Source organism: Rhizobacter fulvus (genome assembly GCF_964020785.1).
Genome location: NZ_OZ224516.1, coordinates 3,207,600 through 3,226,081 on the forward strand (window position 1 = coordinate 3,207,600; position 18,482 = coordinate 3,226,081).

18 protein-coding genes are annotated in these 18,482 nt (G+C 69.2%); 3 read left to right on the forward strand and 15 right to left on the reverse strand.

Going from position 1 to position 18,482, the window contains the following annotated elements:
• Nucleotides 1–10: 10 nt before the first annotated feature.
• The 10 genes from ACWH49_RS15330 to dusB form a co-directional block, all read right to left on the reverse strand.
• Entirely contained in the window at nt 11–790 is a 780-nt protein-coding gene (locus ACWH49_RS15330; protein WP_448172230.1) for a transglycosylase domain-containing protein, read from the reverse strand.
• Complete coding sequence (gene aroE / locus ACWH49_RS15335; RefSeq protein ID WP_448172231.1) at nt 787–1,644, reverse strand: shikimate dehydrogenase; 858 nt, start codon at nt 1,642–1,644, stop codon at nt 787–789. The genes ACWH49_RS15330 and aroE overlap by 4 nt, the downstream gene beginning before the upstream one ends.
• The gene (locus ACWH49_RS15340; protein WP_448172232.1) at nt 1,641–2,501 is read right to left on the reverse strand and encodes an energy transducer TonB; all 861 of its coding nucleotides are present in this window, start codon (nt 2,499–2,501) and stop codon (nt 1,641–1,643) included. Before ACWH49_RS15340 ends, aroE begins: the two co-directional genes overlap by 4 nt.
• Nucleotides 2,502–2,513: 12 nt before the next feature.
• Nucleotides 2,514–4,568 (reverse strand): ribonuclease catalytic domain-containing protein, encoded by a 2,055-nt coding sequence (locus ACWH49_RS15345; RefSeq protein ID WP_448172233.1) that lies wholly within the window; start codon nt 4,566–4,568, stop codon nt 2,514–2,516.
• A gap of 388 nt (nt 4,569–4,956) precedes the next feature.
• Nucleotides 4,957–5,505, reverse strand: a complete 549-nt coding sequence (ruvC, locus tag ACWH49_RS15350; protein WP_448172234.1) for a crossover junction endodeoxyribonuclease RuvC — start codon at nt 5,503–5,505, stop codon at nt 4,957–4,959.
• 10 nt (nt 5,506–5,515) lie between these two features.
• Nucleotides 5,516–6,484, reverse strand: coding sequence for a phosphatidate cytidylyltransferase (locus ACWH49_RS15355; RefSeq protein ID WP_448172235.1), 969 nt, complete (start codon nt 6,482–6,484; stop codon nt 5,516–5,518).
• Nucleotides 6,485–7,102, reverse strand: a complete 618-nt coding sequence (locus ACWH49_RS15360; RefSeq protein WP_056461481.1) for a lysophospholipid acyltransferase family protein — start codon at nt 7,100–7,102, stop codon at nt 6,485–6,487.
• Complete coding sequence (gene purH, locus ACWH49_RS15365) at nt 7,103–8,698, reverse strand: bifunctional phosphoribosylaminoimidazolecarboxamide formyltransferase/IMP cyclohydrolase (protein WP_448172236.1); 1,596 nt, start codon at nt 8,696–8,698, stop codon at nt 7,103–7,105.
• The gene (locus tag ACWH49_RS15370) at nt 8,695–8,934 is read right to left on the reverse strand and encodes a helix-turn-helix domain-containing protein (RefSeq protein ID WP_056461487.1); all 240 of its coding nucleotides are present in this window, start codon (nt 8,932–8,934) and stop codon (nt 8,695–8,697) included. Before ACWH49_RS15370 ends, purH begins: the two co-directional genes overlap by 4 nt.
• Nucleotides 8,931–9,971, reverse strand: coding sequence for a tRNA dihydrouridine synthase DusB (dusB, locus tag ACWH49_RS15375; RefSeq protein ID WP_448172237.1), 1,041 nt, complete (start codon nt 9,969–9,971; stop codon nt 8,931–8,933). Before dusB ends, ACWH49_RS15370 begins: the two co-directional genes overlap by 4 nt.
• A 108-nt stretch (nt 9,972–10,079) precedes the next feature.
• On the opposite strand from dusB, the gene ACWH49_RS15380 reads away from it, so the two are divergent.
• Nucleotides 10,080–10,565 carry a YqaA family protein gene (locus ACWH49_RS15380; protein ID WP_056461493.1) on the forward strand — a complete coding sequence of 162 codons (486 nt, stop codon included), beginning with the start codon at nt 10,080–10,082 and terminating at the stop codon, nt 10,563–10,565.
• 5 nt (nt 10,566–10,570) lie between these two features.
• Entirely contained in the window at nt 10,571–12,055 is a 1,485-nt protein-coding gene (locus tag ACWH49_RS15385; protein WP_448172238.1) for a carboxypeptidase M32, read from the forward strand.
• 15 nt (nt 12,056–12,070) lie between these two features.
• Here the strand turns inward: ACWH49_RS15385 and ACWH49_RS15390 are convergent, their stop codons facing one another.
• Nucleotides 12,071–13,288, reverse strand: coding sequence for a patatin-like phospholipase family protein (locus tag ACWH49_RS15390; RefSeq protein ID WP_448172239.1), 1,218 nt, complete (start codon nt 13,286–13,288; stop codon nt 12,071–12,073).
• A gap of 101 nt (nt 13,289–13,389) precedes the next feature.
• Complete coding sequence (locus ACWH49_RS15395) at nt 13,390–13,932, reverse strand: phasin family protein (RefSeq protein WP_448172240.1); 543 nt, start codon at nt 13,930–13,932, stop codon at nt 13,390–13,392.
• 163 nt (nt 13,933–14,095) lie between these two features.
• Between ACWH49_RS15395 and ACWH49_RS15400 the strand changes: the two genes are divergently transcribed.
• Nucleotides 14,096–16,093, forward strand: a complete 1,998-nt coding sequence (locus ACWH49_RS15400; RefSeq protein ID WP_448172241.1) for an SDR family oxidoreductase — start codon at nt 14,096–14,098, stop codon at nt 16,091–16,093.
• On the opposite strand, the gene ACWH49_RS15405 is transcribed toward ACWH49_RS15400, so the two are convergent.
• From ACWH49_RS15405 to ACWH49_RS15415, 3 genes are read right to left on the reverse strand one after another with little or no spacing between them, the layout of a single operon-like run.
• The gene (locus ACWH49_RS15405) at nt 16,094–16,705 is read right to left on the reverse strand and encodes a PqiC family protein (protein WP_448172242.1); all 612 of its coding nucleotides are present in this window, start codon (nt 16,703–16,705) and stop codon (nt 16,094–16,096) included.
• A complete protein-coding gene (locus ACWH49_RS15410) occupies nt 16,702–17,694 on the reverse strand; it encodes an MlaD family protein (RefSeq protein WP_448172243.1) in 993 nt (330 codons plus the stop codon). The genes ACWH49_RS15405 and ACWH49_RS15410 overlap by 4 nt, the downstream gene beginning before the upstream one ends.
• Entirely contained in the window at nt 17,691–18,479 is a 789-nt protein-coding gene (locus ACWH49_RS15415; protein WP_448172244.1) for an ABC transporter ATP-binding protein, read from the reverse strand. Before ACWH49_RS15415 ends, ACWH49_RS15410 begins: the two co-directional genes overlap by 4 nt.
• Nucleotides 18,480–18,482: the final 3 nt, after the last annotated feature.

Consider the following 18,482-nt stretch of genomic DNA (forward strand, 5'->3'; position numbering starts at 1 on the left):
GAACAAGCGCTCAGGGCAGCTCGACCGCGCCCATCCGCGCGCTGACCGTACCCGCCCGGCCGATCACGTAGGCCGAGCCAGGTCGCTTCTCGAAGCGCTTGGGCGCCGGCAGCATGACCGCGAGCTGCGCCGCCTGCGTGGCGCCCAGCCGGTCGGCGCCGACATGGAAGTAATGGCGCGCCGCCGCCTCGGCGCCGAAGACGCCCTCGCCCCACTCGACATTGTTCAGGTAGATCTCCAGGATGCGCTGCTTGCTGAGCAGGCCCTCGAGCATGAAGGTGACGACGAACTCCTGCGCCTTGCGCAACAGGTTGCGTTCGCCGCCCAGGAACAGGTTCTTCGCGAGCTGCTGGGTGATCGTCGAGCCGCCGACCACCTTGGGCTGGGCGCGTGGCGGCAGCTTGACCGCCGCCGCCCTGGCCGGCGGCAGCTTTTGCAGGCGTCGGTCGAACTGTTCGTTGATCTTCTCGACCCGCGCCTCGGCCTTCTGGTTGCGCTCCCACGCCTTTTCGAGCGCGTCCCACTCGACGCCGCTGTGCTCGGCGAAGCCGGCGTCCTCCGACGCGATCACCGCGCGTTTCAGGTTCGGCGAGATGCGGGCGTAGGGTTGCCATTGCTGGTTCCAGGCGAGCGCGTGTTTCTCGGTCAGCAGCCGCCAGGCCTCGGAGCGCTGGAACGTGGTGGACTGGGGATCCACCACGGTCATCAGCGCGACGCGAGCCAGCAGGAAGAGCTGGAACGCCAGCGCCGACAGCAGCACCAGCGCGAACAGGCGCCAGGCGGATCTCACGCCTCGGCGGCCTTGGACGCGTTGCTCATCCGCTCGCGCAGGGCCGCGAGCACCGGGGCGGTGGCCGGCTGCACGCCGCGCCAGAGTTCGAACGCCGCCGCCGCCTGCTCGACCAGCATGCCGAGACCGTCGCGGCCGCGGGCGCCGTGGTCCTCGGCCCAGGCCAGGAACGGTGCCGCGGCAGCGCCGTACATCATGTCGAGCGCGAGTGCGCCCGGGGCCAGCGTGACCGGCGAGACCGGTACCGCGGCGCCCTGCAGGCTGCTCGCAGATGCGTTGATGACGACGTCGAAGTCGCGGCCGCAGCCTTCCAGCGTCGCGGCGCTCAGCAAGGTCTCGACCGCCACGGGGCGGTGCCGCTCGACCAGCGCCTTCGCCTTGTCCAGCGTGCGGTTCGCGACCACCACTTCGGCCGGGTGCGCGGCCAGCAGCGGCCCGAGGGCGCCGGCCGCCGCGCCGCCGGCGCCGATCAGCAGCACCCGCGCGCCGGCCAGCGGCACATCGGCATTGCGCTCGATGTCGCGGACCAGGCCGATGCCGTCGGTGTTGTCGCCCAGCCAGCCAGGCGCGTCGAAGCGCAGCACGTTCGCCGCGCGGGCCAGCTCGGCACGCGGCGTGCGCCGTGCCGCCAGTTCGAACGCGTGGAACTTGAACGGCACGGTGATGTTGCAGCCCTTCGCGCCACCATCGGCCAGCGCGCGGATCGCGGCGACGAAGCCGTCGAGCGGGATCAGCTGGCGCCCGTATTCCATCGCCTGCCCGGTCTGGCGCGCGAACTCGCTCTGGATGAACGGCGACTGGCTGTGCTCCACCGGGTTGCCGGCGACGACGTACTTGTCCATGGGGAAACTCAATTCGACGGGGTGGCGCTGAGTGTGGTCTCGAGACCCTCTTCGCGCGTGAACTTGAAGCGTGAGGTGATCACGAGCTGGTCGGCACGCTTGCGCATCGCCGCGTTGAACGGCCCGAACGGCGCCGCCGCCCGCACGATCGCGATGGCGCGGCGATCGAGCACGCGTGACTTGGACGGTCGCACCACCTCGGTGTCGACGACGCGCCCTTCGGTGTCCACCGTCACGTTCATCGTCAGTTCGCCGTACAGCTTCTTGCCCTGGTTCTCGGGGAAGTTGCGGGTACCGCGCTCCTCGATCTTGCGACGCAGCGCGTCGTAGTACAGCGCATAGACCTCTTCGCGGGTCGCGGGGCTGATGTAGCGCTTCTTCGGGCGCGCGTTCTCCTCGTTGACGCGCTTCTCGATCTCCGCGAGCAACTGCACCAGCTGGCGCCGCCGTTCTTCCTGCGCCGCCTCGTCCGGATTGCCCTGCTCGCGCTGCGGGTCGGGCGCCGGCAGCAGCGCGAGCTCGCGGCGGATCTGCGCGAGCAGCTGCTGCTGCGTCTCCTGCAACTGCTCGATGCGCTTGCGTGCCTCCTCGTTCGAGTCCCCCACCTCGACCAGCGCCGACGGCGGCAGCGGCGAAGTGGCGCGCCCCGCCTCGGCCTCGCCGCCGCCGGCCAGCGCGGCCTGCGCGATCGCCTGCGCCTTCTCCGGAGGCTCGCCCGAGCGCGAGTTGACCAGGATCACCTCGAGCGGCGTGTCCTGGAAGATGCGGTTGAAGCCCTCCGGATCGACGATGCGCACCGTCAGCAGCGCCGCATGCAGACCGAACGAGACGATCAACGCGAGTTGCAGGGTCGAGAGCTTGCGCAGCATCGGCGGGGCGGGTCAGGGCGTGGTGGTGTCGGCAGTCTGCGCGGCCGCCGGGTCGGCGGCGTCGTCACCCTGAACGTCGATCGCCAGGGTCAACGGGCCGGCGCTCTCGGCGAGTTCGTCGGCATCGGGCTCGGCGGCAGCGGCGGCATCGGCCGGCACGTCATCGAGGCGCGCTGCCAGCGTCGCATGCAGGTCGAGCGTCAGCAGGTCGGTGCCGACCACGCGTGCCCGCACGTGCGCGCCGCGCGGCAGCGACTCGGCGCCGCCGACGCGGAACACCAGCGGCAGCGTGTCGGCGCGCACCAGGCCATCCTTCATCACGACGGCGTCGAGCTCGGTGATGCCGTCCTGGGCCAGCGAGCGCAGCGCCCAGTAGCGCTCGATCGCCTGCTGGAAGCCGTTGTACTCGGCGTAGGCCGAGTCGAAGCCCGAGATGATTGCGAACAGCTGCACGTCCTTCGGCTTGAACGGCGCGGCCAGCGCCGCGGTGCGGCCGTGGCGCGCGCAGGCGATGATCTGCCACTGGTTCACGAGGTCGACATAGCGCCGTAGCGGCGAGGTCGCCCAGGTGTATTGGGCGACGCCCATGCCGGCGTGCGGCGCAGGCTTGGTGCTCATGCGCACCTTCACGCCCGGCGCCATGCTGGCCTGGCTGCGGTAGATGCCGGGCACGCCGCAATCGGCGAGCCAGCCGCCCCAGGTGCTGTTGGCCAGGATCATCGCCTCGGCCACGATCAGGTCGAGTGCCGAGCCACGCTGGCGCGTCGTGATCAGCACCTGTTCCGTGCCCTTCGGTTCGCCGCCTTCGACACCGTCGAGGCGGAAGTTGTAGTCGGGCCGGTTGAAGTTCTCGGGCTTGCCGCGCACGATCTCGCGCTGCGCCTTCAGGTGGCGCGCGAGGCGGAACGCGAACGCCAGCTCGGGTGCGAACTCGTAGTCCGCCGGCGCGTCGCCGAGCAGCGTGGCCTCGGTGATCACGCTGTCGAGCTGGTCGTGACGCAGGTTGGCGGCGATCGGCACGCGTTCCAGCTTGGTTTCGCTGCCTGTGATCGCGAACGTCGCCTCGTCCATCGTCACGTACAGCGAGACGGCCGGGCACTCGCGTCCGGCGATCAGCGTGTAGGCCTGCACCACGTCGTCCGGCAGCATCGTCAGCTTGTGGCCCGGCATGTAGACGGTGGACAGGCGTGCCCGCGCGACGGCGTCGACCGGCGAGTCGGGCGCGAACGCCAGCCCCGGCGCGGCGATGTGGATGCCGAACACCACGCTGCCGCTGCCCAGCCCCTGCACCGACAGCGCGTCGTCGATCTCGGTCGTCTGCGAATCGTCGATCGAGAACGCGCGCACCGCGGCCAGCGGCAGCGTCTCCTTGATCGCCGGCGCCTGCAGCGGCGGGAATCCGGTGCCCTTCGGGAAGTTCTCGAACAGGAAGCGGCGCCAGTGGAACTGGTAGGGCGAGTCGATCGCGCCCGCCGCCTTCAGCAGCTCGAGCGGTGGCTTCTGCGACTGCCTGGCGGCCTCGACGACGGCCTTGTATTCGGGCGCGTTCTTGTCGGGCTTGAACAGCAGCTTGTAGAGCTGCTCGCGCACCGCGGGCGGGCACTCGCCGCGCACCAGCTCGCCGGCCCAGGCCTCGATCTGCGCGGCGACCTGCTTCTTGCGCTCGATGCCGAGCAACGCGGCCTTGACGATCTCTTCCGGTGCCTTCTTGAAGTGGCCCTTGCCGAGCCGGCGGAAGTAGTGCGGCGCCTCGAACAGCCGGAACAGCGCGCCGGCCTGCTTCTCGATGCCGGCGCTGGCTTCGAAGTACTCGCGCGCCAGGTCACCGAAGCTGAATTCATCTTCAGGCGCGAATTCCCACGCCAGGTCGAGGTCGATCTCCTTCGCGATGGTCTGGGCGGAGGCGATCAGGTCTGCCGGCTGCGGCTTCTCGAACTTGAGCAGCACGTTGGCTGACTTGACCTTGACGCGCTTGCCGGAGTCGAGCTCGATCTGCATCGAGGTGTCGGCTTCCGTCATCACGCGGCCGGCGAGGAACTTTCCGGCTTCTTCGAAGAGGGCGTACATAGGGGGTGGATTGTGGCCGAGACCGCGCTCGGTTTTGCAGTCGTGGCGGCAAAGGCGCACCCGGGTGGGCTGCTCCGCTTCTCGGAGGCGGTCGCCGCTGCGCGGCGACTGCTCTGCGCTGCTCGGGCGTACTGTCCTCCTCGCCAACTCACTACGCTCACTGCGTTCGCTCCGTTCAGACAGGCGCTCGGAAGTCAGATCACGAGGCGCGCTGCGCGCGCGGCCACACACTCTGCGCTGCTCGAGGCTTCCCAGAGGCTGCGCAGCCCACCCGGGCGCGCCTTTGCGGCACAGGTGGAAGCCCTTCCGACGACGTGCTCCGGTGGTGGGTGCCGCCTGCCCGACGCGCGCCAACCGTCGCAAGCATGCAAACACGCAAGCAAGAAGCTCAGTAAGTCCGCCCCCGCCGATACTGCGCATGCGCACGCGGCGCCAGCGTGGCGCTTCGAGCCAAGGCCGCCAACGACGAGCCCGCATGCGCATGGCAGATCGCCAATCCCAGCGCATCCGCCGCGTCCTTCCCCGGCAACCCCGGCAAAGAAAGCAAGCGCATCACCATCTCCTGCACCTGCTCCTTGCGCGCTTGCCCATGCCCGACGATGGCCTTCTTCATCTGCAGCGCGGTGTATTCGGAGACGGTCAGGTCGGCCGTCACCAGCGCCGTCAGCGCGGCGCCGCGGGCCTGGCCGAGCAGCAGCGTCGACTGCGGGTTGACGTTCACGAACACGATCTCGACCGACGCGCACGTCGGCTCGTAGCGCGCGGCAATCTCGCGCACGCCGTCGAAAATCACGCGCAGCCGCTCCGGCAGCGAGCCCGACACGACCGACTCGGTCTTGATCGTGCCGCTGGCGACGTAGTGGAGCTTCGAGCCGACCGATTCGATGACGCCGAAGCCGGTGGTCCGCAGACCGGGGTCGATGCCGAGGATGCGCATGGTTCGCAGCCTACAGGCCGAAGTACCAGCGCACCGCGTGGAAGAACACAGGCGCCGCGAAGCACAGCGGCGCGACGCGATCGAGCAGCCCGACCGCGCCCGTCACCGAGGCCTTGCCGCCCCACGAGCGCACACCCGCATCGCGCTTGAGCGCCTGCATCACGAATTCGCCGAGCGTGCCGCTGCCGCCGGCGATCAGCCCCATGATGATCGCGGCCCAGGGCTTGAACGGCGTCGACCAGTACAGCAGGCCGCCCGCCACCGCGGCGACGCCGGCGCCGATGGCCCACGCCCGCCAGGAGAACGAGCGGCTGATCGCGCGCGCCACCGGGCGGCGGCGCAGGCGGCGGCTCGCGGTCTCCTGCACGATCTGCGCGACCGCGACGACGACGACCAGGTACAGCACCAGGAACGCGCCGCGGTCGCGGTAGTCCGGCAGGTCGAGCAGCAGCAGCGCCGGCGCGTGGCTCATGCCGTAGACGCAGACCATGATGCCCCACTGGATCTTCGCGGTGCGCTCGAGAAAGCGCTGCGGGTCGTTGCCCAGCGCGCTGACGACCGGGATCGCGAGGAACACGTAGACCGGGATGAACACCGTGAACAGGTCGAACTGTTCGCTCGCGACGATCACGTACTGCAACGGCAGCACGACGAAGAAGGCCAGCAGCAGGCTGCGGTGGTCGCCGCGCCGGGTGTGGGTCAGCGTGACGAACTCGCGCAACGCGAGGAAGGAGACCAGCCCGAACAGCAGCGTCGAGACGATGCCGCCGGTGACCCACGAGATCCAGAACAGCACCGAGCCGGCCCAGACGGCGCGCAGGTCGCGCTTGAACTGTTCGTGCGCGTCGAGTTCGGCGTCGCTGCGGTCGCGCAGCGTGCGCGTGAACGCGACCACGGTCACGATCGTCAGCACGCCGAACAGCGCAAGGAACAGCAGGCCGACCTGCTGCGACACGGTGAGGTTGCGAAGCGCCCCCATCTAGTGCACCGCCCGCAGCGCCATCACCGCATTGCGCGCGCGTTCCAGGAACGTGCGCTTGTCCTCGCCGGGGAACAGCGTCAGCGGCTTGCCGAAGGTCACGGAACAAAGGATCGGCACCGGCACGACCTCGCCCTTGGGCATCACGCGCTGGACGTTGTCGATCCAGGCCGGGATCAGCTGCACGTCGGGGAAGGCCTCGGCCAGGTGGAACAGGCCGGCCTTGAACGGGGCCGGATCGACCTTGTTGCCGCGCGTGCCCTCCGGGAAGATCACCAGCGAATCGCCGTGGCGCAGCGCTTCCATCAGCGGCTCGAGCGGGTCCTCGTCGTCGGTGCGCTGGCGACTCACGTAGACCGCGTTGAAGATCTCCCGCGTGATCCAGTGCTTGAGCGGCGACGAAGTCCAGTAGTCGCGTGCCGCGATCGGCCGCGTCACGGTGCGCAGATCGCGCGGTAGCGCGGCCCAGATCAGCACCCAGTCGAAGTGGCTCTGGTGGTTCGCGAAATAGATCCGCTGCTCGGCCTTGGGCGGCGAGCCATACCAGTGGCCCTGCGCGCCGGTGATCAGGCGCGCGACGGCGGCGAGAGCGAGGCCCGCGACCTCGGGGAGCTTCATTTAGTGACGGAAATGCCGCACGCCGGTCAGCACCATCGCGATGCCGCGTTCGTTCGCTGCGTTGATCACCTCGTCGTCGCGCATCGAGCCGCCGGGCTGGATGACGCAGGTTGCGCCCTGGTCGATCACCACGTCGAGACCGTCGCGAAACGGGAAGAACGCGTCGCTCGCGACTGCCGAGCCCTGCAGCGTCAGGCCCGCGTTGCCGGCCTTGATGCTGGCGATGCGCGCGGAGTCGATGCGGCTCATCTGGCCCGCGCCGACGCCGAGCGTCATGCCGCCGCCACAGAACACGATCGCGTTGCTCTTCACGTACTTCGCCACCTTCCACGCGAACAGCAGGTCGTCGAGTTGTGCCGGTGTCGGCTGCTTGGCGGTGACGCACTTCAGCTCGGCCCGCGTCATGCCGCGGTTGTCGGCGGTCTGGATCAGCAGGCCCGAGCCGACACGCTTGACGTCCTGCGCGTTGCGGCCCTGCTCCCAGTCGGTCGCACCGCCCGGGGGCAGGGCGATCTGCAGCACCCGCGTGTTCGGCTTGGCGGCGAACGCGGCCAGCGCTTCGGGCGTGAAGCTCGGCGCCATCAGCACCTCGACGAACTGCTTGGCCACCAGCGCCGCGCCGGCACCGTCCAGCTCGCAATTGAACGCGATGATGCCGCCGAAGGCCGAAGTCGGGTCGGTCTTGAAGGCCTTCGCATATGCCTCGGCCGCGTTCGCGCCGATCGCGACGCCGCACGGGTTGGCGTGCTTGACGATCACGCAGGTCGGCACGTCGAAACTCTTCACGCACTCCCAGGCCGCGTCGGCATCGGCGATGTTGTTGTACGAGAGTTCCTTGCCCTGCAGTTGCTTCGCGGTGACGAGCGAGCCCGGCGCGGGGTGCAGGTCGCGGTAGAACGCCGCGCTCTGGTGAGGGTTCTCGCCGTAGCGCAGGTCCTGCAGCTTGACGAAGCGCGCGTTCGACTGCGCCGGGAATGCGGCGCGCGAGCCATCGGGCTGCAACGACGACAGGTAGTCGCTGATCGCCGCGTCGTAGTTCGAGATGCGATTGAAGGCCGCGACCGACAGCGCGAACTTCGTCGCGGCGCTCACGGCGCCCTCGGACCGCAACTCGGCCAGCACCTGCGGATACTGGGCGGCGTCGGTCAGCACCGCCACGTCCTTCCAGTTCTTCGCCGCCGAGCGCACCATCGCCGGGCCGCCGATGTCGATGTTCTCGATCGCATCCTCCAGCGTGCAACCCGACTTCGCGACCGTCGCCTCGAACGGGTACAGGTTCACGACCAGCAGGTCGATCGTCGCGATGCCGTGCTTCTCGATCGCCGCCATGTGCTCTGGCAGGTCGCGTCGCGCCAGCAGACCGCCGTGGATGGTCGGATGCAAGGTCTTGACCCGGCCGTCCAGCATCTCCGGAAAGCCGGTGTGCTCGGCCACCTCGGTGACGGGCAGGCCGGCGTCGGCGAGCAGCTTCGCGGTGCCGCCGGTCGACAGCAGCCTAATGCCGAGCGCGTGGAGCGACCTGGCGAATTCGAGGACGCCGGTCTTGTCGGAGACCGACAGCAGCGCGGTGAGTTGCGATTTTGCAGGAGCGTTCATTTGATCAGCTTGTGGTCGAGCAGTTTGCGGCGCAGCGTGTTGCGGTTGATGCCGAGCCATTCGGCCGCGCGGCTCTGGTTGCCCTCGGCGTGTTTCATCACGACGTCGAGCAGCGGCTTCTCGACCACGCCGAGGATCATCTCGTACATGGCCGCGGGTTCGACGCCGCGCAGGTCCTTGAAGTAGATCTCCAGGCTGTCGCGGATGCACTCTTCGATGTGGGTGGGTTTCTTCATGCGAATGCTTCTTCTTGTGTCGCTTGGTCTTCGGGGAGGGCGCGCGGCAGCAGGCGGTGTGTGTCGGCCAGCTCGTCGAACCAGTCGGTGACGGCGCGGACCTGCGTCTCGCAACTCTCCAGCAGGTTCATGCGGGCGCGGAACGCCTCGCCGCCGGGCAGCGCGCGCACTGCCCAGCCGATGTGCTTGCGCGCGCTGCGCACGCCCGCAAATTCGCCGTACAGGCCGTAGTGGTCGTGCAGGTGTTCGAGCAGCCAGGCCTTGGCCTGTGCCACCTCGGGCGCGGGCAGGTGTTCGCCGGTCTCGAGGAAGTGCGCGATCTCGCGAAAGATCCACGGCCGGCCTTGCGCCGCGCGACCGATCATGATGGCGTCGGCCCCGGTCGCGGCGAGCACGTCGCGCGCCTTCTCGGGCGAATCGATGTCGCCGTTCGCGACCACCGGGATGCGCAGCGCCGCCTTCACCGCACTGACCGTGTCGTACTCGGCCTGGCCCTTGTAGCCCTGCTCGCGGGTGCGGCCATGCACCGTGACCATTGCGACGCCGGCGGCCTCGGCGGCGCGCGCGATGCGCACTGCGTTGCGCTCGGCCGCGCACCAGCCGGTGCGCATCTTCAGCGTGACCGGCACGTTCTTCGGCACGCAGGCCGCGACCACGGCCTCGACGATCGCCAGCGCCAGCGGCTCGTCCTGCATCAGCGCCGAGCCCGCCCACTTGTTGCAGACCTTCTTGGCCGGGCAGCCCATGTTGATGTCGATGATCTGCGCGCCCCTGTCGATGTTGTAGGCGGCGGCCTCGGCCATCATCTGCGCGTCGGTGCCGGCGATCTGCACCGCGATCGGCGCCACCTCGCCATCGTGGTTGGCGCGGCGGCTGGTCTTCAGGCTGTTCCAGAGGTCCTTGCGCGAGGTCACCATCTCGCTGACCGCATAGCCCGCGCCGAGCCGCTTGCACAACTGGCGGAACGGCCGGTCCGTCACGCCGGCCATCGGCGCGGCGAAGAGACGGTTCGCCAGTTCGATGTGGCCGATCTGCATGGGAGGAGGGTGGCGCGACTGCTGAAAAAGGAGGCAGAAGTATAGCGGCGCGTCGCAGCGCCACGTCCTACGGGAAACCGGTGTGCGCGCTGGCGATAATCCGCCGCAATGGAAGCATGGCTCGACTCCCTGATGGCGCTGCTCGCGTTGCCGAAGTTCGGCCTCAGCACCGTCTTCATCGTCGCTTTCATCTCCGCCACGCTGCTGCCGCTCGGCTCCGAGCCGGCGGTGTTCGGACTGGTCAAGCTGAATCCCGACATGTTCTGGCCCGCCGTGCTGGTCGCGACCGCCGGCAACACGCTCGGCGGCGCCGTCACCTGGTGGATGGGCCGCGGCGCCGAGGCCGCCTACGAACGCATGAGTCATCACAAGCCGCCGAACGCGCGCGCCTTGCGGTGGCTCGCGCGCTGGGGCACGAAGGGCTGCCTGTTGTCATGGCTGCCGGTCGTCGGCGATCCGCTGTGCGCGGTGGCCGGCTGGTTGAAGCTGCCGTTCTGGCCCTGCGTGTTCTACATGGCGATCGGCAAGTTCGGCCGCTATGTGACGATGACGGCTGCGATGCTCTGGTTCTGGCCGGGTCAGTTCGTACACTGACGCCCATGAACAGCGCCTACGACGAACTGACCGCGCTCTGGACGCGGATGCACCACTTCCGCCACCTGCAGTCCATCGCCAGCTGGGACCAGGCCGCGATGATGCCGCCCAAGGGCAACACCGCCCGCGCCAACGCGCTGGCCGAGATGGAGGGCCTGCTGCACGGCCTGCGCACCGATCCGAAGCTGGTCGATCTGCTGCGCCGCGCCGAGGGCGAGGGCATCGATCCGTTCGCCCGCGCGAACCTCGGCGAGATCCGGCGCGAGTGGCGCGCGTCGAATGCGCTGCCGCAATCGCTGGTCGAGGCGCTCACGCGCGCCGGCGCGCGCTGCGAGCACGCCTGGCGCACCCAGCGTCCGGCGAACGACTGGACGGGCTTTCTCGAGAACTTCCGCGAGGTGCTGAAGCTCGGTCGCGAAGTCGCGCAGCGCCTGTCCGACGAGACCGGCCTCGCGCCCTACGACGCGCTGATGGACCAGTACGAGCCCGGCACCACCAGCGCCGAGATCGACCGCGTGTTCGGCGACCTGCAGCAGTGGCTGCCGGGCCTGGTGACCCGGGTGCGCGAGCGCCAGGCGCGCGAGGCGGTGATCGCGCCGATCGGTCCGTTTCCGAAGGCGGCGCAGCGCGCGCTCAGCCTGGACGTGATGGCACTGCTCGGCTTCGATTTCGACGCCGGCCGGCTCGACGAGAGCGCGCACCCGTTCAGCGGCGGCGTGCCGGAGGACACGCGGCTGACCACGCGCTACCGCGAAGACGACCTGATGCAGAGCCTGCTGGGCACGATCCACGAGACCGGTCACGCGCGCTACGAGCAGGGCCTGCCGCGCGAGTGGCTCGGCCAGCCGGTGGCGCGCGCGCGCTCGATGGGCATCCATGAAAGCCAGAGCCTGAGCTTCGAGATGCAGCTCGGCCGCAGCCGCCCGTTCGCCGACCTGCTGGCGCCGCTGCTGCGCAAGCACTTCGGGGACCAGCCCGCGTTCGAGCCCGGCAACCTGCACCGGCTGATGACCCGGGTCGAACCCGGCTTCATCCGGGTCGACGCAGACGAGCTGACCTACCCGGCGCACGTGATCCTGCGCCACGGCATCGAGCGCGAGCTGATCGACGGCAGCCTCGCGGCCGACGACATCCCGGCGCGCTGGGACGACGGCATGCGCTCGCTGCTCGGCGTCGACACCCGGGGCAACTACCGCGACGGCCCGCTGCAGGACGTGCACTGGACCGGCGGCGCGTTCGGCTACTTCCCCTGCTACACGCTGGGCGCGATGTACGCGGCGCAGTGGTTCGCGGCGATCCGCCAGGCGCATCCCGAGCTGGATGCGCGTGTCGCCGCGGGCGACCTCTCACCGGCGTTCGACTGGCTGCGCGAGCGCATCTGGTCGCAGGCCAGCCGCTGGCCGACCGCCGAGCTGGCGGCCCGTGCGACGGGCGAGGCGTTGAACCCGGCGCACTTCAGGCGCCACCTCGAATCGCGCTACCTCGGCTGATCCGGGCGGCGCGGTTCAGGCGCCGTGTGCCACCAGCACGTCGTCCAGGTCGTCCAGCACTTCCTCGAGCCGGTGCAGTGCCTGCGCAGTGTTGCGCGTGGCGGCGCGCGCCGGACTGAGCAGGCGACGCGGCTGGTCGAGCACCGCCGCGTCGATCCGCACGCCGTGCGGCGCGAGCTGCGCGGCGAGCCGGCCGCGGCGCGAGCGCAGCATCCGGCGCGTCTGCTGGTACGCATGCTCGGCCAGCATGCGGCGCTGCGAGTAGCTGAAGGTGTTGGCCAGGAACATCGCGGGGTCGCGCTGGTCCGGTTCGAACAGCACGATCGTCGTGTCGGGGTGGCTGCGCTCGTAGCCCTTCATGCCGATTTCCAGCCGCGAGTGGATCAGCGTGCGAAAGGTCTGCGACAGCACCACCGGCAGCCCGCCGTCGACCAGCCGCGGAATCGGCTCGCCGGCGCGGGAAAGCACGCGCGGGTGGCTTGCGTGCGTGCTGTCGAAAGGCACCAGCGGGTTCAGGCAGATCAGCAGGTCCAGGCCCTCGTCGAGCAGCACCGAGGCGTGCAGCGTCTTCTTCAGCGCGCCGTCGACATAGTGGTGACCGTCGATCTCGACCGGCGGGAACAGCCCCGGCAGGGCGGCGCTGGCCTGCACCGCCTTCGAGATCGGCACGTGGTCGAAGCCGGGCTGACCGAACGGCGCCGACTCGCCGCTGTCGAGGTCGGTCGCGACCAGCACCAGCTTGCGCTTCAGCTGGCGAAAGTCGTTGGTGCGGCCGGGCGCGTCGAACTGGCGCCGCAGCTGCACGTCGACCATCGCGTTCGAGAACAGCCCCGTCGGCAGCACGCGCCCGAGTCGTTCGACGGTGCTCGACAGCGAGCGCCGCGTGAACGCGTAGCGCAGCGCCGCACCGGCGGCCAGGCCCGGCAGGGTCGCGAGGCGGCGTGCGAACTCGCCCCACGCCGGGCGGATCAGCAGTGCCGGCTCGAAGATGTCGTGCGCGGCGCCGACGTTCTCGATGAACGAGGCGCACAACTCGCGCGGCGTCATGCCGTTGGCCAGGCCGGCCGCGATGAAGCCGCCCGCCGAGACGCCGACATAGCTGTGGCATTCGGTGAAGTCCAGGCCGGCCAGCGATTCTTCGAGCGCGCACAGCGCGCCGATCTCGTAGATCGCGCCGAGCGGGCCGCCGCCGGCCAGCGCCAGGCCGATGCGCGGGGAAGGGGAACGGGTCATGGGGGAAGCGAGACGGGAAACAGAAGTTGGCGATCAACCGCGCGCCTGGCGGACATGAGAAGGGGCGCCGCAGCGCCCCGTCCGGTCGATCGTTCGCCCGCTCAGGCGGCCGTGGCCTTCTTGGCGGCCGCGCGCTTGACCGCCGCCTTCTTGGCCGGCGCCTTGGCAGCCGGCGTGGCGGCGGTCTTCTTCGCGGTGGCCTTGGCCGGTGCGGCCTTCGACAGCTTCGCGACCTTGGTGCTGAGTTCGTAGATGCGCGCCATCAGCGCCTCCACGTCCTTGGCCGAGGGCACGCCGAGCTTGTTCAGCGCCTTGGCGGTGCGCTCCTCGAAGATGCCTTCGAGCTTGTCCCAGTGCTGGCCCGCCTTGGCCTGCACGTCGCCGGCCATGCTGCTCATCCGGCTGGTGACTTCGGTGATCTTGTCTTCCGCCGCCGACGTGGTCTTCTTCTGCAGGCTCGTGCCTTCCTTGACCAGCGCCTCGAACACCTTGGTGCCTTCGGCCTGCGCGCGCGAGAACGCGCCCATGCCGGCGAGCCAGATCTGCTGCGCCGAGTCCTTCACCTGACCGGCCAGGGCGCTGTCGAACAGGCGACCGGTGGAGGCGGCTTGCTTGTCAGCCATCTGCTTGAGCTTCTTGACCATGGTGCGAGTCCTGTGTGTGTTGATCGCGCCGACTATAGGCAGCTGTCATAGGGAGCGCATCCTAATTTGCGGGCTGCCGATCCGGGTAAATCGCAGGCAAGCCGCACAGGGGTTTGGTCAAGAATGCGCGCTGCCACTTTGAGCGCCCACGGAGGAACACCCCATGCACTATTTCGTCACCGGCGCGACCGGCTTCATCGGCAAGCGCCTGGTCAAGACCTTGCTCGAGCGGCGCGGCGCGACCGTCTCCTTCCTGCTGCGTCCGGAAAGCGAAGGCAAGGTCGCGGGGCTGCTCGAGTACTGGGGCACCACCAAGGCGAAGGCGGTTCCGGTCTACGGCGACCTGACGGCCAAGAAGCTCGGTGTCGCCGCCGACGACATCAAGAGGCTCAAGGGCAAGGTCGATCACGTCTACCACCTGGCGGCGGTCTACGACCTGTCGGCGGACGAAGCGTCGCAGGTCAAGGTCAACATCGAAGGCACGCGCAACGCGGTCGAGTTCGCGAAGGCGATCGATGCCGGCCACCTGCACCACGTGAGCTCGATCGCCGCGGCCGGCATGTACGAGGGCGTGTTCCGCGAGGACATGTTCGACGAGGCCGAAGGCCTGGACCATCCGTACTTCATGACCAAGCACGAGAGCGAGAAGATCGTGCGCAAGGAATCGAAGGTGCCGTGGACGGTGTACCGCCCGGCGCTGGTCGTCGGCGACTCGACGACCGGCGAGATGGACAAGATCGACGGCCCGTACTACTTCTTCAAGCTGATCCAGCGCATGCGCCAGATCCTGCCGCCGTGGATGCCGAGCGTCGGCCTGGAGGGCGGGCGCATCAACATCGTGCCGGTCGATTTCGTCGTCGCCGCGCTCGACCACATCAGCCACTCGAAGGCCGACCTGAACAAGAAGTGCTTCCACCTGGTCGACCCGAAGGGGTACCGCGTCGGCGACGTGCTCGACATCTTCAGCAAGGCCGCCCACGCGCCGAAGATGAACCTGTTCATCAACGCGGCGCTGCTCGGCTTCATCCCGAAGAGCGTCAAGAAGGGAATGATGGCGCTGGCGCCGGTGCGCCGGGTGCGCGCTGCGGTCATGAAGGACCTCGGCCTGCCCGACGACATGATGACCTTCATCAACTTCCCGACCCGCTACGACTGCCGCGAGACGCTGGCGGCGCTGAAGGGCTCGGGCATCGAGTGCCCGAACCTGCACGACTACGCGTGGCGGCTGTGGGACTACTGGGAGCGGCATCTCGACCCGGCGCTGCTGATCGACAAGTCGCTGCGCGGCACGGTCGGCGGCAAGGTGGTGCTGGTGACCGGCGGCTCGTCGGGCATCGGCCTGGCAGCGGCGGTCAAGTTCGCCAAGGCCGGCGCGATCACGATCATCTGCGCGCGCGATGCCGCGAAGCTCGAGGAGGCCCGCCGGGAGATCCTCGCCGAGGCCGGCAAGGACGCGATCGTCCACGTCTACTCGGCCGACATCGCCGACGAGGCGAGCTGCAAGGCCTTCGTCGCGCAACTGCAAGCCGACCACGGCGGCGTCGACTTCCTGATCAACAACGCCGGGCGCTCGATCCGCCGCGCGATCGAGGCCAGCTACGACCGTTTCCACGACTATGAGCGCACGATGCAGCTGAACTACTTCGGTTCGCTGCGCATCACGACCGGCCTGCTGCCCGGCATGGTCGCGAAGAAGCGTGGTCACATCGTCAACATCAGCTCGATCAGCGTGCTGGTGAACGCGCCGCGCTTCTCCGCTTATGTCGCGTCGAAGGCTGCGCTCGACGCGTGGGCCAGTTGCGCCGCCAGCGAGTTCGCCGACCAGGGCATCACGTTCACCACGGTCAACATGCCGCTGGTGCGCACCCCGATGACCGCGCCGACCAAGATCTACGACAACATGCCGCTGCTGTCGACCGACGAGGCGTCGGACCTGATCGTGCAGGCCTGCGTCGACAAGCCGGTGCGCGTCGCCACGCGCCTGGGCATCTCGGTCGAGCTGCTGCACGCGGCGGTGCCGCGCATCACCCAGATCCTGATGAACACGACCTTCCGGATGTTCCCGGACAGCGCCGCGGCCAAGGGCGAGAAGGGCGGAAAAGCCACGCTGTCACCCGAGGCCATGGCGATGGCCGAGATGATGCGCGGCATCCACTTCTGATCAGGGTTTCGCGTCGCGGACCATCGTCGCGGCTTCGGCCGCGACCTTCTCGATCAGCGCGGAGATCGTCTGCGCGTGGCCCTGCGGGGTGTCGGCGTTCGACGGGATGTCGACGCCGAGATCGCGGGTCGCCAGCACCTTGGCCGGCGTGCCGGCGCCGCTGAGCGTGATGCGCGCCCTGGCCTGCAGCTTCTGGCCGCTGCGCAGGTAGTCCATCGGCACCATGTTGACCTGCAGGGCCAGCGACGGCACGTGGTCGCCGCAGGTCGTGTCGCACATCGTCCACCCCGGCAGCTGCTGCCGCAGCGCCGACGCGAACTCGCGCGACACGCCGATCTCGATCCGCTCGGCCCAGTAGGTGTTGGGCCACTCGGCCAGCGTCGCGGCGTCGGCGCGGTAACGGACGCGGCGGGCGACGAGGTACTCGGGAATCGCGATGCGCCGCACCGCGATGAGCGCCGAGGCGGTCGCCGGCGGTGTCGTCGGCGCCGCGGACCCCGCGGGCACGACGACCGGCGGCAGCGTCAGCAGCACCGGGGCCGGCGACGGCGACGCGCAGGCCGCGAGAAGGATGGCCAGCGCGACCGGCGCGAGTTTGTGCAGCAGTTTCATTCGCGTTTGTTCCCGAAGATGACGGCGTTCGGCTTCTCTTCCAGCAATTCGCTCCAGTCGCGCAGGCCGCGCGCGGCCTGGGACAGGTCGCGCAGCGCGGCGTCGAGATCGGCGCGCAGCGCGGCGTCCGGCGCGGTCATCTCCGCGACGCGGTTCATCGCGATCTTGGCCGATTCGGCCGCCTCGCGCGTGCCGGCCAGCGTGCGCTGCAGGTCGGGCTGCGCGGCGACCACGGTCTGTTTGGCTGCATCCGACAACTGCGTGATCGACGCGAGCGTCGCCGCCGAGTTGACCTGCACCTGCTTGATCGCCTCGCTCGCGACCCGCAGCGTCTCGCGCGACGCGCTGCCGGCCTGACCGACTTCGTTCGAGGCACTGGCCAGCACCTTCTGCGTGCCATCCAGCGTGCGCTGCACGGAACTCAGCGTGCCGCGCAGCTCCTTCACGGTGTCGCGGATCTCCTGCACGGTGTCGGCCAACGGCAGTTCGGCCACCTGGTCGAACAGCGCGCCGAAGCGCTCGGCCAGCGCCGGGATCTCCGGTCGGCTGCTGCTGCCGCCGCCGACCAGCGTCGACGGCGTGTTGGGCACGAAATCGAGCTCGATCGACTTCTGCCCGGTCACGAAGCTCTGCGCCACCAGCCGCGCGCGCAGCCCGCGCTGCACCAATGTCGGCAGGTCGACCGGCGCGCCCTTCTCGGCGCCGCTGAAGTGCAGCGCGTCGGTGCGCAGCCGGATGCGCACCGGCACCAGCGCCTTCAGCGTCGAGCTGTCGACCTGGATGTCGATGTTCTCGACCTGGCCGATCGACACACCGCGGAAGCCTACCGGCGCGCCCACGTACAGCCCGGTGACGTTGCCCTTGTAATAGATCATCGCCTCCTGCTGCTTCTTGAACAGGTCGTTGCCGCTCAGCCAGAGCACGCCGATCACGACCATCGCGAGCGCGGCGAGCACGAAGGCACCGATCAACAGGGCGTTGCGTTTCATGGTGTGGCGGTGGTAGGCGTGGTTGCGGATGGTACGGGCGGCGGCTCTTCGCGCGCCAGGAACGCGCGCACCGTCGGATGCGTCGCGGTGTCGCGCAACACGCGCGGCGAGCCGTGCGCGATCGGCGACTTGCTCTCGGCATCGAGGAAGATGCCGTCGTCGGCGATCGCGAACAGGCTCGGCAGTTCATGGCTGACAAACACCACCGCGGCGCCCGTGCGCTCGCGGATCATCAGCACCAGGTCGTCCAGGCGCTTCGAGCTGATCGGGTCGAGGCCGGCGGACGGTTCGTCCAGAAAGATCAGCGGCGGCTCGGTGGCGATCGCTCGCGCCAGCCCGGCGCGCTTCTTCATGCCGCCGGACAGGTCGGACGGGAAGAAATCGGCGAACTTGCCGAGGTCGACCCATTCCAGCACCTCGCGGGCGCGCGCCTCGCGTTGTGCCTCGTCGAGCTTGCCCGCCTGTTCGAGCGGCAGGCAGACGTTCTCGAGGATCGTCATCGACGACCACAGCGCCGCGCTCTGGAACAGCATGCCGAAGCCGGTGCGCAGCAGCGCCTGGCCCTCCTCGTCGGCGGCCCAGTAGTCGATGCCGTTGTAGGTGACGGTGCCTTCGGCGGGCGGCAGCAGGCCGACCAGGTGCTTGAGCAGCGTGCTCTTGCCGCAGCCGCTGCCGCCCATGATCGCGAAGATCGTGCCGCGCTCCACGTCGAAGTTGATGCCGGTCTGGATCAGCCGCTCGCCGAACCGCATCTCGAGGTTGCTGACCGAGAGCAGGGCCGTCATCGG